The sequence below is a fragment of the Acidithrix sp. C25 genome, from assembly GCF_904848545.2.
The window spans coordinates 635,872-652,500 of sequence record NZ_CAJHCI020000006.1 but is presented as its reverse complement, the minus strand read 5'-3'; the positions used below and the strand labels follow the sequence as shown (position 1 = coordinate 652,500).

11 protein-coding genes are annotated in these 16,629 nt (G+C 46.6%); 3 read left to right on the top strand and 8 right to left on the bottom strand.

The features are described from left to right. Positions 1 to 1,194 precede the first annotated feature (1,194 nt). From ACIDITHRIX25_RS72040 to ACIDITHRIX25_RS72020, 5 genes are all read right to left on the bottom strand, one after another. Positions 1,195 to 2,826 (bottom strand): class I adenylate-forming enzyme family protein, encoded by a 1,632-nt coding sequence (locus ACIDITHRIX25_RS72040; protein ID WP_201732495.1) that lies wholly within the window; start codon positions 2,824 to 2,826, stop codon positions 1,195 to 1,197. Between the two features lie 221 nt (positions 2,827 to 3,047). Beyond that, positions 3,048 to 3,650: an NUDIX hydrolase gene (locus ACIDITHRIX25_RS72035; protein ID WP_201732494.1), complete on the bottom strand. Its 603-nt coding sequence runs from the start codon at positions 3,648 to 3,650 to the stop codon at positions 3,048 to 3,050. A 30-nt stretch (positions 3,651 to 3,680) separates the two neighbouring features. Next, positions 3,681 to 5,282 (bottom strand): CTP synthase, encoded by a 1,602-nt coding sequence (gene pyrG, locus ACIDITHRIX25_RS72030; RefSeq protein WP_201732493.1) that lies wholly within the window; start codon positions 5,280 to 5,282, stop codon positions 3,681 to 3,683. 125 nt (positions 5,283 to 5,407) lie between these two features. Continuing rightward, positions 5,408 to 6,997, bottom strand: coding sequence for a DNA repair protein RecN (locus ACIDITHRIX25_RS72025; RefSeq protein WP_201732492.1), 1,590 nt, complete (start codon positions 6,995 to 6,997; stop codon positions 5,408 to 5,410). A gap of 93 nt (positions 6,998 to 7,090) precedes the next feature. Beyond that, entirely contained in the window at positions 7,091 to 7,966 is an 876-nt protein-coding gene (locus tag ACIDITHRIX25_RS72020; RefSeq protein ID WP_249685690.1) for an NAD(+)/NADH kinase, read from the bottom strand. Positions 7,967 to 8,555: 589 nt separating this feature from the next. Between ACIDITHRIX25_RS72020 and ACIDITHRIX25_RS72015 the strand changes: the two genes are divergently transcribed. Next, the gene (locus ACIDITHRIX25_RS72015; protein ID WP_052605866.1) at positions 8,556 to 8,858 is read left to right on the top strand and encodes a rhodanese-like domain-containing protein; all 303 of its coding nucleotides are present in this window, start codon (positions 8,556 to 8,558) and stop codon (positions 8,856 to 8,858) included. A 1,314-nt stretch (positions 8,859 to 10,172) separates the two neighbouring features. Beyond that, positions 10,173 to 11,834, top strand: a complete 1,662-nt coding sequence (locus tag ACIDITHRIX25_RS72010) for an FAD-dependent oxidoreductase (protein WP_201732490.1) — start codon at positions 10,173 to 10,175, stop codon at positions 11,832 to 11,834. Between the two features lie 418 nt (positions 11,835 to 12,252). Here ACIDITHRIX25_RS72010 and ACIDITHRIX25_RS72005 read toward each other — a convergent pair whose 3' ends face one another. The 3 genes from ACIDITHRIX25_RS72005 to ACIDITHRIX25_RS71995 all read right to left on the bottom strand — a co-directional run bounded on the left by ACIDITHRIX25_RS72005 (position 12,253) and on the right by ACIDITHRIX25_RS71995 (position 14,674). After that, positions 12,253 to 13,092: a TlyA family RNA methyltransferase gene (locus ACIDITHRIX25_RS72005; protein ID WP_201732489.1), complete on the bottom strand. Its 840-nt coding sequence runs from the start codon at positions 13,090 to 13,092 to the stop codon at positions 12,253 to 12,255. A gap of 119 nt (positions 13,093 to 13,211) precedes the next feature. Continuing rightward, a complete protein-coding gene (locus ACIDITHRIX25_RS72000) occupies positions 13,212 to 13,778 on the bottom strand; it encodes a hypothetical protein (RefSeq protein ID WP_201732488.1) in 567 nt (188 codons plus the stop codon). 119 nt (positions 13,779 to 13,897) lie between these two features. Then, positions 13,898 to 14,674, bottom strand: coding sequence for an enoyl-CoA hydratase-related protein (locus ACIDITHRIX25_RS71995; RefSeq protein ID WP_349632146.1), 777 nt, complete (start codon positions 14,672 to 14,674; stop codon positions 13,898 to 13,900). Between the two features lie 605 nt (positions 14,675 to 15,279). Here ACIDITHRIX25_RS71995 and ACIDITHRIX25_RS71990 point away from each other — a divergent pair. Next, complete coding sequence (locus tag ACIDITHRIX25_RS71990; protein WP_201732948.1) at positions 15,280 to 16,356, top strand: HD domain-containing protein; 1,077 nt, start codon at positions 15,280 to 15,282, stop codon at positions 16,354 to 16,356. Positions 16,357 to 16,629: the final 273 nt, after the last annotated feature.

The window sequence follows — 16,629 nt, the reverse complement described above, 5'->3', positions numbered from 1 at the left end:
CGTCCGCGTTTCCCGAAGTGAAATATATAACTTAGCAGACAATTTCACTGGATAAGCCCTTTCGGATAAGAATTTTTTTTAAACCACGAACAGTTATCGATAGGTTCAACCTCAAGAACTTTGTGTCATCAAGACTCACACGAGCCTCTTTCGAAATATCCGCCCTGTTCAATGACCTGTTGGCTGATTGGCCATAACCAAGGAAGCTCTGTGTCTTCTTCTGGTGAGGGGATTCAAAAAAGAGTTCGAACCCCTAAGCAACGTAGTAGGGAGAAATCCGCAATTTGCGAACTAGTCATCGCCTAATAGAAAAATCATCAATCAAGTTCCCAACTCTAGGACACCGCCAAGTAATTAGCCGACCTAATTTGGGACGATCGAGGTGATTGATTAGCTAGGAGTGAGCCAAATGCAAAATATTTATTGCTAACTTGCACCTCAATTTCAATAAGTCAGCTGTTGGGCTTGCTAGCTTTCTTCTCAAGGCGATCTGCTGGCGGTCTCTCTCGCAACTATTGATGGATGCAATGCAATTTTGGTCACCCTTGTCGCCACCCATGGTCTAGGGACACTTCGGAGGGTAAATTAAAAATCACTCCGCGCTTAATGAGACTAGGAACGGAATTCTCTTAGGTGCAATTTCTATGAATCTTCAAAATCTTGCATCCAACGAGAGGCTCAACGAGTCCAAGATCTAGATTACCTATTCATCAAGGTCATCTTTCAAGCATCGAAGTGTGGTGATCGAGTTCGTTGTGTAACGTTTGAAAATAGCATTTAATTGCACCTAATCCGAGCCGTAAAACAACCTTGACGATTAGCCCAACTCGGTTTCGCTTTAGATTAAAGCTCACGGTAAGTAGCAGATTTAGAGGGACCTAAAACCAAACGAGATAATTCGTTCGGTTATAGAAAGAAACGGCACCGCTAATTCGACAATTGGAGACAAAAAGGAGAGACCTTGTCTGGACCACTACTCCAGAGCGCTAAAAAACTTAATCGAAATAACCCTTATCAATCTCATTTCAGATAATGATAGGACGATAGCGCTTTGACAGATGAGAACGAGTAAGCCAACTAAAGACAACGGCCATTGCAAGGTTTCCAACCGCCTAATTTTTCCCTCGAGTAACTTCAACCTTTATTCAGCCCCAAAAGCTACTCCTTCAAACAGGAAAGCTGACACAGCCAGCGCTATTTGGTTCTAATTACAGGTGCGGTAATAACGTCTTTGAGAATTGACTTTTGGATCTTGCCCACCGGTGTAAAAGGCAAAGACTCGGCAATGACATACTCAACTGGAAGTTTATAATTTGCTAGCCGCTCTTTGGCGAATTGGGCCAACCCAAAGAGATCTATATTGGATCCATGTTTTGGAACGATGTAGTAGCGTCCAACCTCACCAAGAATAGAATCCGCAACCCCAATGCCCGCTACTAGTGCCACGTCGGGGTACTTCGCTAGGACATTCTCGACCTCGACCGGATAGACATTAAAACCACCCTGAATGAACATCTCCTTCTTTCGCCCTCGCAAAACTACGTGTCCGTCGAAGGTAATCTGCACAATGTCCCCGGTGCGCAACCAACCCTCTGAATCTTTCATCGAAGCAGTATTTAGCGAATCCCTCCAGTATCCCAAGACCACGCAGTCGCCTGAAACACATAACTCACCATCGCTATCAATTCCAACGTCAAGACCCGCATCGTCGACGACTTTGAGTCGGAAGTCTCCAATTGCACTGGCTAGCGTGGTCGAGACTAAAGCCAAGGAGTCACCGAGTGGGGAAATTATGCACGCACCCGAAGTCTCTGAAAGGCCATAAAGGTTGTGAATTGTGGCCTTAGGAAATGCGGCTGCTATCTCGCTTGCAAGGGTTGGATCGACATTTGATCCACCTACAACGACATAGCGGACGCATGAAGTATCTATCGAAGCAAAAGAGGGATCCGCCAAGATAAGATTGAACATCGTAGGAACGCCAGAAAACGAAGTAAGGCGTTCAGTGCTGATCATCTCTATCGCGCCCTTGGGCGAAAATGTCTCCATAAGATGTATTCTCGATGCACCAATCATTGAGGTAATCAAAGTACAAGTCAATCCCCCGACATGATTAAATGGCATATGACCTGCCATGGAGTCGCCCGAACCAATCCCAAAATGCTCTGCTTGAGCCCAGGCCGAAGCAATTATAGATCTATGGGTAATGGTCGCTCCCTTGGGTCGGCCAGTGGTTCCAGATGTAAACAAAATCACGGCAGGATCTAGAGGCTTAACCCCCTCAATCCATTCGTCGATCGACTCATTGACAAAGGAATCTCTGAGGAGTGAAAAGCTATGGCCAACATCGACCTCATCATCGAAGAAGATCACGTCGTCAAGGAGCGGTAGTTCTTGTAGTAGCTCCCCATATAGCTCAGCTAGATTAAAGCCTTGGTTGGTCGCCGGAGTAATTGCGATCCGCGCTTGAGATGTCTCAAGCATATAGGAAAGCTCCTCACGCCTATATCTAACGTTCAATGTTACCAAGACCATACCCACCTGGGTAACACCGAGAAAGACAGCCACCCAATCAATAGAATTGACGCCTGCAATCGCAATAGAGTCGCCAGCCCTGTAACCGCGATCAATCAATGCGCTAGAGATCTGATCTGCTCGGTGCTTCAACTGAGAAAATGTACAAACCTCTTTACCGTTTCGGGTTGGGTGTAATTGATCTAGACAGGTAGCATCGCGAAAGTTGATAGCCCGATCACGGAGTAACCCCCCAAGGGTCAACGAACCAAGTTGACCACGAATACTCTCAAAAGAAACTGACTCTTGCATAAAAGAAGATTATCAGGCAACTCTAGAGGATGGGAGTCGGATAAGATTTTCTCAAACAACCAGTGACTATAGGCAAAAAAGACTGAGCAATTACGCTAAAAAACAAAGTTAACCACTCGTTTACCGTGGTTAAATACAACTTACGGGCTGATTCTTACACTACATGAGATCCGTTATCAACTACGGACCAAAAAGGCGCGAACTCGACCGATTTTGGCCAACTAAAGTGGGCGAAATCGATCGAGTTCAAAGTCGTCAACATTAACTTGCTCATCGACCGTAGTCTTGAGATACGAGGCCAAGGAGTAGAGGCCGACTATCGTCTTAGCGTCACAAATCGTCCCCTTTGTGATGTGGTCCTCAAAGTCATTTAGCGATATAGATCGAAAGACCGCAGCGGTCTCTTCGGCACCTTGTGGAGATATCTCACCTTGTCGCAATCCTCTTGCCAAAAACAGATAGGTTAACTCATCACAAAATCCAGGCGTATTGTAGAAAGTGGATAGGAGCACCATCGACTGCGCATCAAGGCCCAACTCTTCCATCAACTCCCTACGTGCGCAATCGAGGGGGTCTTCTCCCAAAACATCGCGTTTACCCGCCGGCAATTCTATAACATCTCGTCCAAGAGCGACCCGAAACTGCTCTATAAGAAGCACCTCATCTCGACTAGCGTCGTAAGGAATGATAACTACCGCTCCGGGATGTCGTACTATATCACGAAATAGGGTGGATCCATCAGAGCTACGGTAAGCCACCGTCTCTAGCTTAAGAAATGAGCCTTCGTAGCGCACTTCACTTAGGTCAGGGTCGATCTCGAACAACCTATCAGTTCCCTTTCAACTCAAAATATACTAACGTATTTGAACTGCAGCGTTTACAAACTCACGAAAGAGGGGGTGAGGCCGATCTGGCCTGCTCTTAAATTCTGGGTGAGCTTGAGTACCAATCCAAAAAGGATGATTTGGAAGTTCTATAAACTCAACCAAAGACCCATCGGGCGACTCGCCGGAACAGACTAATCCGGCCTCTTCGAGCCGCTTCCGATACCGTGAATTGAATTCAAATCGATGGCGATGACGCTCAGAGACGATCGTCTCGCCGTAAGCGCTCGCAACCTTCGTGCCCGGAGTTAGTCGCGCAACATAAGCTCCAAGGCGCATCGTACCACCCAAATTTGTGATGCCACGTTGCTCTTCCATCAAGTCGATAACAGGATGAGGCGTATCGGACTTAAACTCTCTTGAATGTGCCCTATCCAATCCCGCTACGTTCCTGGCATAGTCAATAACCATAGTTTGAAGACCAAGACACAAGCCAAGACATGGAATGTTCGCTTCACGGGCAAAGCCGGCTGCAGCGATTTTACCCTCGACCCCACGTTCACCAAATCCACCTGGAATTACAATCCCAGAGAGATGGCCAAGCATGGACTCTGCGAGCATTGGAGTCACCTCTTCGGCATGTATCCACTCTAGATCAATTGCAACGCCGTGAAAGATTCCTCCGTGTCGCAATGCTTCAACGACCGATAGGTATGCATCGGTGAGATTTATATATTTACCTATGATGCCAATCTTAACGCTTGATGAAAGGTGCGACGACTTGGCGACTAGGTCCAGCCATGATCCTAGATTGACTTCAAAGCCAACATTTTCGATTCTAAGGAGGTTGATAATATAGTTATCGAGCCCCTCCTTGTGAAGAGAGATGGGCAGTTCATAGATGTTTGGGACGTCGGCAGCTGAAATGACCGCATCTTTTGGAACGTCACAAAGCATTGAAATCTTTGACTTGAGAGCATCCGAGAGGTCGTCTGTGGTTCGACATACGATAACATCTGGCTGAATACCTCGTGAGCGAAGTTCAGTGACTGAATGTTGGGTCGGCTTTGTCTTCTGCTCACCATTAGGTCCAATAGAAGGAACCAATGTTAGATGAACATAGCAGACATTATCACGGCCAACTTCCTTACGGAATTGACGAATAGCCTCCAAAAATGGAAGAATTTCGATGTCACCCACTGTTCCACCGACCTCTGTGATGACAATATCTACATCATCTGTAGCCAAAGTCAAAATGCGTGACTTAATCTCATCGGTTACGTGAGGAATTACCTGGACCGTCTTGCCAAGATAATCTCCACGTCGCTCTCGAGCAATTACGGAAGAATAGATAGATCCTGTAGTGATAGAGGAATTCTTCTTGAGGTTTACATCGATAAATCTTTCGTAATGGCCTAAATCGAGATCTGTCTCGGAACCGTCCTCGGTAACAAAGACTTCACCATGTTCGAAGGGATTCATCGTACCTGGATCTACATTGATGTAGGGATCCAATTTTTGCATAACTACCCGCAGTCCTCTTGCCTTTAGCAACCTTCCAAGCGAGGAAGCCGTAAGACCTTTACCTAAAGAGGACGCAACACCACCAGTTACGAAAATGTGTTTCGCCAAAAACCCTTCGCCAACCTTTCAAAACAAACTTTTCTCCAAAAACAGCCTACCCGCTGACAACCATAGATAATTCCAATTCAATCTGCCAAAATACGAATCTAAATTCGCGGATTTTATGTTCATAATCACTTCGAAGAATATCGCGAGATCAGTTCTCTAGCATGTTCTTTCGCCAATTGAGAGTCCGAAGAGCCAGATAACATGCGAGCGATCTCGATCTCTCTCGAAGCACCCTCCACCTTTTCAATTCGGGTTCGACTTTTGAAATCATTTGTGTCCTTTGTGATCACGAAATGGCTACCCGCAAAGGCTGCAACTTGAGGCAAGTGGGTCACTACAATGACCTGTCTCTTAGTCGAGAGCTCAACCAAGGAACTAGCAACTTCAATTGCCGATTTTCCTCCTACGCCCGCATCAACCTCATCGAATAGTTGAGTGTCGCACTCTGCTCCAGCCAGTAGGGTTATTGCCAGCATAAAGCGTGAGAGTTCGCCGCCCGATGCGAATTTTGCAATATCGATCTTGGCCTGTCCTGGGTTAGGCGTAAATAGAAAATGAATTGGTGATCCATCTATCGACTCTGAAAGGGCGACTTCACAAGTTGCACGACCAAGGGCTAGCTTAGGAAATAGCGCATTCAATCCGCTCTCAAGAAGTCGCGCTGATGCTGTTCTGGCATCTTTGATCGACTTACAGACGGCAAGGAACTCCGACTCTAGAGTCGCAATTTCAGACTCTAGCTCTTCTGGTGATGGGAGTTGTCCTTGTAGATGATCTCTACTTTGAATTAGGGATTCATACAAGCTAAAGACCTCAGGCAAGCTGGGGCCATACTTACGTTTTATATCACGCAAAACAACCAGACGACTACGGATCTCTCCCACTCGATCCGCATTGGCTTCGAGGCCATCCATGCGGCCTTTAATCTCTTCCGTGAGATCCCTTACCTCGAGCTCTAGCGCCTCAAGACGAGCAGAGATTGCTTCTAGCCCTCGCAGCTTACCTCCACGTCGAGCAAGTGACGAATATGAATTATGCCTTGCGGAATCACCTTCGGAAGGCTCCAAAAGTTCAATCATCGAACCAAATAGTTCTCTATATTCTTCAACTTGTTCCAGCGAATCAAGCTCTTCTTCAAGGAGCAAATCTTCGTCATCGGTCGCCAATTTGATCTTTTCGATCTCACGAATCTGAAACTCTACTATTGCTAATTCCCGATTACGTGAGACACTATTTGCCTCTAGTTCGGCCAAAGATCTCTTGGCAGTACCAAGTTGAACCTCGAGGGATCGCTTTAGAACGGTATCAATCCCGCCGAATCGATCCAAGATCTCCCCTTGAGCACCGAGTGAGACCAGCTTCATTGAGTCATGTTGTCCATGAATATCCAACAGTGATGATCCCAGGGTTGAAAGTTCGCCTATTGAGGCCATCTTTCCATTGATGTAAGAGCGAGACCTGCCAGATGCCAAGATTGTTCGCGAAAGGATAAATTCGCCCTCTGGAGTGCTAAAACGAGCAGAAACGCTCGCCTCTTGGGCTCCAACTCTTACCCAACGAGCATCAGCCTTGGCCCCAGTTGCAATCGAAATTGCACCCACAACCATTGTTTTGCCGGCGCCTGTCTCCCCTGAAATAACATTCATTCCGGGCTCAAGAAGAAGACGCCCCTCTTCAATCACCCCGAGATTCTCTACAATTACCTCTTCAAGCATCTTATTGCCAATCCCCTAACGGTGGTGGTGACTCGAGAAAAATCCAATTGCTCATTGAATACCTGCTTGATCAATACCCTTCCAAAATTACTTCTAATCTAAAATCGATCCCATCGACTTTTCAGTCAGTCCAAACTTTGATTTTAGGATCACACGAAAGTCACGCTTGCCCAGTTTGATGACCAGTGCATTCAAGAGAGAAGAACGAACCTTTACAGATTCGTTCGGAGCTAGTACATGCCTATTGATACCATCGACCATTATTGTCGCATGGGGCCCTTGCAAAACTCGAATTTCGACGGCTTCGTTGGAGTCTAAAACCAAAGCCCGATCAAATAACATATGAGGAGATATTGGTGTCATGATCATCGCTCGAAGGGTAGGCGAAACTACAGGTCCTCTAGCTGAAAATGAGTAAGCAGTCGAGCCCGTCGGAGTAGCTATTATCAGGCCATCGGCTTCGTAATCTAGAAAATGAGTATCGGCTATCGATACATTGAGTTTTACAACATTTCCCGAATGCGACTTTTCAACCACCAATTCGTTCAAGGCCACGAAACGCTCGACCTCGTGAACTGATTCCGAAGTCCCTCTGGGTTGTCTTGAAATTTCAATATCAAGGGTCATTCGTTCTTCGAGTTCGTACTCACCGGCGAAAAAGTTCTCTAGCGCCTTGCCAAGCTCTGGAGGCTCGATCTCGGTCAGATAACCAAGATGACCGAAGTTCACTCCCAAGACTGGTACCTGATAGACCAAGCAAAGATCAATTGCGCGAAGCATCGTTCCGTCTCCACCTAGCGACAAAACGAGTGAGAGACCCTGACACTGAGAGGCCTTAGTCACCCTCAAAACTTCATATCCGGCATTCTCGCACCAAGCCTCGACAAATTCGCTGGCCTCAATGGCACCCTTGCGTTCGGGGTGTACGACCATTCCAATACGCTTTTGAGGAACGTTTCTAACATTCATATTTGTCAAGATCAAACCTTACTTGTTATCAACGGAAATCAACGAGACGATCCGCTTAAACTAACTTCGCTCGCTTATGTATATTTAAATGCGATGATCCTAGTTAAACATAGGGTCCAGCCCCAAAAGAAGATGGCACTTACTCCTATTACACTAATTACCGTTACGAACTAGGGCGCATAACTAAGTTGAATATTGACAAAGCGCTTTTGCTCTTTGGCTAGACGCCAAGATATTCGCCTTGGTTGATTCAACCGATTCACAAAACGCATCTTCCAAAGTGCTCTAGCGCCACGACCTCACCACATGGCCATGCCAATAGAACACGAGACTACGGGCGATTCTGCAATAGCAACCTTGAGATACAAGCTGGAATTATCCTCCGATTGAGATTGACCGACTCAATACTCTTCAAAGTTACCGGTTTGATATGCCTGCTCTAAGCCGGAAGGTTAATTTTGCCAACTAAAAACCGAAAACGAGACGGTCACTTTGTCTGTGGGAATCGAGCAATTAGATCGCCTGCAGGAAATATTTTCAAAGGATATAGTATACCCCCTAGGGTATAATTTGAATTGAAGGAGCGCAAGTGCAACTAGCCCATATCTCCCATCTTCGACAGGGACTTTCCCAGGGTGACCTATTGATCGATGTACGCGAACCCTATGAGTTCGACTCCGGACACGTACGGGGAGCAATAAACATTCCATTGAGTCAACTAGCAAACAAGTTACCGACCATACCTTTATCAAAGCGCATTTTTGTGATCTGTGCAAGCGGAAGCCGGTCAATGGAGGCAGCCAAATTCCTTTCATTGCGCGGATACGAAGCATTATCGGTAGCAAATGGTACTTCAGGATGGGCTGCGGCCGGAATGCCGCTGACGGCCTAGTCGGTACTTTGGCTCACCTTTCTAGAGGTTGACCAAATTGACTCCGCGTCAACTGGGGGACTAGATCGTCCTAGTCCCCCAGTTATTCCGAACTTAATCTCAAGGCAATTTCCTCAGACCGTTAGCAATAACCTATACCTGCAAACTTGCAAACCAAGGTTGCCAATTCAAGCATTATTTCCTTTAGGACTCTATCAACGCGAACTCGCACATAACTACTATCCAGTGAGCAAATTCGACTCAGATTACAAAGAACTTGTTTGCCTCTGGCGGCTAGGTTTTAACTAACATTCGAAAGTAGAGAGACCTATGGGTCACCCCTGGGTCATCTTCAAATCGAAACCGCACAAATCCTCAAATTTGCTAACTTTAACTCAACTTAGCACCAGCACAAAATCACAAAAACGATCTTCCTAATAGTCTTTGGGCCATTTTAAAATGACACGATACTAAATCTCAACGTGAGCTATCGAAACATTTATCTACAAGCAACGCGATCCCCCAAACCACCGATTTTTTTTAACTGCCTATATCATGTAGTCACAGTCACCAATGGATACCTAAGGTTTAAGATTCATCTGGATCCGGACAACGTGCCAGCGCAAACAAACGAAAGCGTCAAAAAGTGTCGACTTCAAGACACCGCCGTTGTGGCCATAACAGCCTTGCTGTTGCTTAAGGTGCCTTGATCTAGTGCCTCATGACAGAAAAGAATCGTTTCAATCTTTGTCGCCATAGCATCTCTCCGCCTCTCCGTCGAATGCCAACTCTAGAGCGATTTATACCTCGGAGCATTGCCAGCAAAACAACCTCACCGCACCGCCATCGCTGGGTAAACAGTGACCTTTTGAGATCGCGGCGAATCCAAAGAGGAAAGAGCCAATGAGTTTCTAAAGGAATACCAGTGGTGTAATGGCATCTCCCTGAGATAAAACAAGGCTAATGGCCTATCTTATATACCCCTTGGGGTATAGTGATTATAAAAGAAAATAGGTAGTGCAACAATTGAAAACCAAAAAACCAACTTGCAAAGGGAGAAGGCAGAACCAGACGACCTAGATCAAGTCGCATGCATAGCAATGCACCAAATTTAAGAGTCATTATCTCTGCTTTGAGCTGTCTCTTCGAAAGTGATACTCAAGGTTTAGCCATGTTGCTCTTTCGTTACTAAAACGGAAGCCACGAATGTGACTTTTATCTATCGTCAATCAATCCGGATCCAACTCATCAAAAATTATCGACCAAATCTAACTAAACAGATAAGGAGTCGTTGCTAAAGTGCTCCAAACAGACAAGCTTTAGCAACAAAGAAAAATGAACAATACCGAAGCTCAAAAGACGACGGCTAGCCCAAAATCCTACGTAATTGTTGGGGGCGTAGCTGGAGGCATGTCTTGTGCCACTCGCCTAAGAAGACTGGATCCAAATGCGAGGATAACAGTCATCGAGCGCTCTAATTACGTATCATACGCAAACTGCGGTCTACCTTATTACGTAGGGGGTGTAATTCAAGACGAAGCGGATCTGCTGCTGCAGACCCCAGCATCCCTCAAGGCAAGATTTGACATAGACGTTTTGGTAGGGCACGAAGCCACAAATATCGACCGAGACGCACATAAAATCGAGGTACAAGGCACCGAAAAAGGCATTGGCACCTCTTTGGACTACGACTACCTAGTTCTAAGTCCAGGCGCAAAGGCCATAGCGCTGCCAATCCCTGGGATCGAGAGCGCCTTCCAGTTGCGCACTGTTGAAGATGTACAAGCTATAACCAAACGCCTGGGAGGCAAGACCAAAAGTGCACTAATCATTGGAGGTGGCTTCATTGGCTTAGAGGTGGCGGAAAATCTTTCCAATCGAGGGTTACAGGTAACTATTATCGAAGCTTCCAGCCAACTCCTTCCACCCTTAGATCCCGAGATGGCCGCACTTTTGACCGAGAAGATTCAAGGCCATGGAGTTCGCATTGCCACTTCAACGACGATCGAGAAAATCGAAGACAACGTAGCAACATTGTCAGACGGCTCAACCATCGCAAGTGACCTCTTTATCGCGGCAGCTGGCGTACGCCCCGACATTGCCATCGCACAAAGCTGTGGTCTTGAGATCGGAACCCGAGGTGGAATAGTTGTTGACGACGACCTTCGAACCAATGATCCCGCAATCTTCGCCGTCGGAGACGCCGTGGAAAAACGAGAGTTCTTTGACTCTGGTGCCAACCTCGTTCCCTTGGCAAATGTCGCAAATCGTCAAGGTCGACGGGCTGCAGATGCCATTATGGGAAGGCTAGGTGCAGACCCCTATACTCAGGGAACCGCAATCGTCACGATCTTCGGGCTCAACATTGCCCTCACTGGGGTAAACGAAAAGCGACTATCGCACTCTGACATTGAGATTGAGAGTATCCACAGCCACCCCAACTCTCATGCAACCTACTTTCCTGGCGCTGAGGAGATGCACATTAAGGTAATCGCATCCCGCTCGGATGGCCGAATCCTTGGTGCTCAAATTATTGGTGGCGCCGGTGTCGACAAACGGATCGACGTTATAGCAACTGCCATCAAAACCAAGATGAAGGTCTGGGAATTGGCCGACCTTGAACTAGCCTATGCTCCACAATTTGGATCCGCGAAGGACCCAATAAACATGATTGGATACATCGCGGAGAACCGACTCGAGGGAAACTTTAGAGCAACTCAATGGCATGAGATCGAAGAGGCAATCGAAACTGGCGTGGAACTGATAGACGTCCGAGAGGAAGCTGAATTTGCCCAAGGTACAATCCCCGGGGCTAAAAACATTCCATTGAATTCGCTAAGAGAGCGATATCGCGAGATTGCCACACCAAATCCGATCGTCTTTTGTCGAGTAGGTCAACGCGGACATAGCGCCCAAGCACTTTTGGTCAGATACGGAATCAACGCCAAAAACCTAGACGGAGGAATCATAACTTGGCAGGCCACCAAGGGAATCTAATCGAACCAGGCTCATTCATAGAAAAATAAGCATTATCCGCATTCGAGTCGATCGTGTCTTTAGAAAACCAAGGGAGATCCCTTCAATTCAAGACACATTAAATCCACTCGAATGCCGGGTGGCTCTTTGAGATGAGTTCGACCAAAAGGCAAGTTCTCAGTAAGCCAGAGGGAACATTTTGCCTCTATGAATCACACTGGCGCCAGCGACGCCATACTCCGGTAGCCATCTGGCACCTGACATCCAACTACCAGATGTAAAGATTAATTGTAACGCCTAATAAAGATCAAACTAGACCAAGGCGCTAAGGGTATATCAATTTAATGTTGACTTTTAGCCGACCATATCTGGTATTGATTCGATGAAATCTGTAATCAATTAGTCGTTAAAAAATCACGTTGGAGGTCAAAGCCAAAGACTACTCCTCACTGGGTACCTCTTCACTTTCACCCATTGTCTCTGCGATCAGAGAATCAACACATGAATTGGCCAGCATGGCCAATTGAGACTTCCCTAATTCATCATCACCGAAACTACCGTAGATGAAAAACTCTCGATTTCCTTGAGCACCGGAGATATGCGAAGCCACGACTGCTAAGATTCGAGCTTGTCGCTCCTCTAGCCCTTGGCCAACTTTAATTATGGCGGCCTTCCAAAGTTGAGGGTCTCTTATGACGCCTTTCCCTCTTGAAACAGACCTGCGATCTAACTCAAATTGAGGCTTTACCAAGAGCAGAAATCTTCCGTAATTCTCTAGAAAGACTGATTTTACCACGTCAGCGATCGTTAGCAGAGATATAAAACTCAGATCACCAACGACCATGTCAAAGTGGGGAAGATCGAAGTCGTCCCTGTTGACATTTCTAACGTTGACACCCTCCAAAAGGACCACTTTGGGATGTCTGGATACAATTTGATCCATTTGACCAACGCCAACATCGACAGCCACAACCGCGATTGCCCCACGCTCGATTGCCACCTGGGTAAATCCACCTGTCGAAGAACCGAGATCACTTAGAGTTAACCCATTCAGATCAATCGAAAGATCATCGAGTGCGCCCAGAAGTTTGTAGGCCCCTCGACCCACATATTTAGACTTGGGCCCTAAAATATGCACCGAGTCACTCGGCCGTATCTGCCGTGTAGCTTTTAGGGCTATCGATCCATTGACTCGGACGCGATTGGCTACTATCAATTCCATAGCTTGGTCTCGACTTCTAGCCAAACCTTCCACTACCATTGCTTTGTCAAGTCGCATTGATGCGCTACGTTTAGTCATCTAGGAACATGATAGGAGTGCATAAGGGTGGCGCGTGCCGTTGGTTCATCGCTGGCCCAACGGCACTTAACTAAAAGCCACAATCGTATACGAAAGCGCTACTGATCTAGATTCGATAGGTCTCCGCTTGACTCGCCTTCCGGTACGGCTTCAGTCGGGACGGCTTTAGATGCCCGACTTCTTCTCGGTGTCTTACTTGTTACTTTCGTGGCCTCGTCTGGGGTGATTGGAAGATCTTCAACCACAACAACATCACTAGCAGAATCAACGTGTGACTCCCTTTTTGTAAGAAGTTTGGCCACCGCTTCGCTAAGTGCTACAACATCACCACGCAACTCCTCACGAAGTGCAGAAAGCGACACTACGTCATCTTTTATCTGATTCATTGCCTCAGTTACTTCAACTAAATCTTCTTTAGTAGGAAGTTTCAGAGTATTAACCTGCTTTTCCACTTCGTGACGGATGGTGTCAGCGAAGAACTCAGTACTTCGTTTAGAGCGCTGAATCACATCTTCAATAAGCTCTAAGGCTTGATTCCGCTGAACCTCAGAGAGATGCATTAGATCACGCGCGATCTCTTCAACCCTATCGGTTGACATTCGAGAGACGGTCTTTCCTGCATCGAGTAACTTCTTATAACGGTCTTTTGGAGATTTTGATGCCATAGCGAAATCATAGCCACTTGTAATCCAAGGTTCAACTCCAAGATCACGATGACCAAAATCTTAACGTTCACACCAAAAAGACTAAACCCCTATTCAACGCTAAGAATCCGAACAAAAAGCTAGCAATTCGCCCAATTCGGCTTGCGCTTTTCGAGAAATGAAGCCATACCTTCTTTGGCATCGGCGCTTTGGGACATCGATGCCATCGTCTCCACCGCCAACGCATACGCATCTTTAAGACTCATTTCCATGGTCTTATGCAACGTAGCTTTTCCAACACCCTTGGAAAACGCAGATCCTCTGGTCGCGCGTCGCATCAATTCCACGGCAGCCTCGTCCAAACTCTCAGGTTCTACGACTTTATTTACCAAGCCCCACTCTGCTGCTGTTTTAGCATCTATGACATCCCCGCACAAAGACATCTCCATAGCGCGCTTTTGGCCAATCGATCTTGAAATTGCAACCATGGGAGTGTGACAAAACCAACCTCCACGACCGCCAGGAGCAGCAAAGCCGGCCTGGGTTGACGCAACAACCAAGTCACAACTGGCGACAAGTTGGGCTCCCGCCGCTGTAGCCAATGCATGGACTTTGGCCATCGTCACTTGAGGGATCTCACCGAGGCTTAACATAACCTTGGTGCAGGTCCACAATAGATGGCGCATCTCTGGAAGATTCGCATCTACCATATCGGAAAAGTCATGACCAGCGGAAAACACCGGGCCCGCACCGCTTATGATGACTCCGAGGGCATCGCTCTCACCAATAATATCTAGGGCCGTTTGAAGTTCCTTGAGGTGATCTAGGGAGAGAGCATTTCTCCTCTGCGGTCGATTCATGGTCAGGTAAAACAGATCGTCACCCCGCTCAAGCACGATATTGCGAAATTTACCCAGGATTTCCATTTTATCACCATTCTATTAAAAGTTACGTGATCCATTATTCCACGATTTTCTTCGGTGGAGGCGATATTAGCCCACCAGTCATCACCCTTTGTAAACCCCATTTAGATCATTAGGAAAGATGCCAGACAGCCACAAATTACCCCTCTTTGGTCTTATGAAGTCACTCCGAACCTCAATTGTCCAGAGAAAATTGACCAGCCAGTCCGAAATGATCTAAGGGGTTCAACTTTTTTACCAAAGCAACTCGAACACCATGACGTTCAGTCACTTCACATGAATCACCATTTGAATGTACCCAAGTAGTGCTATTAGCCCTAGCCAAGTCGTCTACCTGCATGTGCAAAGATGCAAAGACGATACGAAAGCGATAACTATCATATTAATTTAGGCCATCGGCGAAGCTCGATAAACCTTTGTGACCATGTCACAGTTGTATGAGAAAATCAAATATAAACGACGAATTCGATTCGAAAAATGCATAAGCACCAAGAAACATCACTTAGGTCGGCACTACTCGATACTCTATCTTCAACAGCCAGGGGGAGAAATTGCCTAAAGCGACAAATAGCGAGAGATCTCAAGTTTGGGAAAAGACCATGCAAGGCTGGAATGAAAACCCAGAGATCGTACATGCCCACGCTCACTCCAAGATAAAGATTCAGGTAGGCCATGAAGTTCGTAGCCAAGAATTTGAATGGACGCCAAACCCCGATGCAACAAGGGGATATTCGGGAGGAAACCGCCGTATCGTCGAACCCCAAGATCAATATCGAAGTTGTTTTGAAAAAGATCGCGACCGTATTCTACATTCGAGCTCCTTTCGGCGACTCGCTGGCAAGACTCAGGTATTTGTCTTTCCTGCTGACCACCAAAGAACAAGGCTGACCCATGCCCTCGAGGTTGCCCAGGTTTCCAGAGCAATCTCAAAGCGGTTGGGACTGAATGTCGACCTCTCAGAGGCTATTGCTCTGGGCCACGATTGTGGCCATGGTCCTGGGGGCCACGCTAGTGAAGATGCTCTCTCTTTGTTCCTACCCGACGGCTATGATCACGCAGTCTTTGGAGCAGACTCAACTCTAACGCATTTGAACCTTTGCGAGGAGACTCTAGATGGAATTAGAAATCATTCCTGGTCAAGGCCAGAGCCCGCCACACCCGAAGGACTAGTTGTCTCATGGGCTGACAGAATCGCCTATTGCGCTCATGATTTAGAAGATGCTATTAATGCTCATATCCTCGGACAGTGCGATGTCCCTCATAAAATTACTCGCGTGGTCGGAACAACTCGTTCTGAGCAACTTAACTACTTTATAAATTCCATCGTGTTCACTGCAGTCAAGACTGGATATATAGCCATGGATGAGGAAGGTGCAACTGCCCTAGGAGCAATGAGACAATTCAACTATGAGTCCATCTATCTGCGTCCCGAATCAATTCGCCAATCAGAACAGGTAATCGAGGTTTTGCGCGCCCTGGTCACAAAGCTCATCTCCGATAGGCAACTCTTTAGCAATCTGATCAAAGATAGAGGGGTAATCAGCTTCGATAGTCCTGACTACGATCACAAGGTGGTTGGTTACGTCGCAGGGATGACTGACCGATATGCATTTTCAATGGCGTCATCATTGACAGAGATTACAGCGGAACAGGTTCCGCGAGGTATCGACTTTTAACGTTGATGATTCAAATCTCGCGATCTACGCCTTGACTATTTTTACCCTGCATTGAGCTGCCAACCACATTTGATGTAGAGCATTGTCAACGTCTAATCTACATATATCAAGGCGGCTTTTAGCTGCAATTAGTGATCCCGTCGGTAAACATCAATTTCTTTACTAAAAGGAACTTTTAAGATCATCTTTCTTGTCCGTTTGATTAGGGTAACAATAGGTTGGCTAAACCCTACATTACTTTCTCGCTTGTGGCACTTCCCACCATAGTAGATC

Excerpts from the sequence above, each read along its gene's own strand:
- ACIDITHRIX25_RS72040 (WP_201732495.1), bottom strand. The coding sequence starts at position 2,826 with ATGCAAGAGTCAGTTTCTTTTGAGAGTATTCGTGGTCAACTTGGTTCG.
- ACIDITHRIX25_RS72005 (WP_201732489.1), bottom strand. The coding sequence starts at position 13,092 with ATGCGACTTGACAAAGCAATGGTAGTGGAAGGTTTGGCTAGAAGTCGA.
- ACIDITHRIX25_RS72025 (WP_201732492.1), bottom strand. The coding sequence starts at position 6,997 with ATGCTTGAAGAGGTAATTGTAGAGAATCTCGGGGTGATTGAAGAGGGG.
- ACIDITHRIX25_RS72000 (WP_201732488.1), bottom strand. The coding sequence starts at position 13,778 with ATGGCATCAAAATCTCCAAAAGACCGTTATAAGAAGTTACTCGATGCA.
- ACIDITHRIX25_RS71990 (WP_201732948.1), top strand. The coding sequence starts at position 15,280 with ATGCAAGGCTGGAATGAAAACCCAGAGATCGTACATGCCCACGCTCAC.
- ACIDITHRIX25_RS72020 (WP_249685690.1), bottom strand. The coding sequence starts at position 7,966 with ATGAATGTTAGAAACGTTCCTCAAAAGCGTATTGGAATGGTCGTACAC.
- ACIDITHRIX25_RS72010 (WP_201732490.1), top strand. The coding sequence starts at position 10,173 with ATGAACAATACCGAAGCTCAAAAGACGACGGCTAGCCCAAAATCCTAC.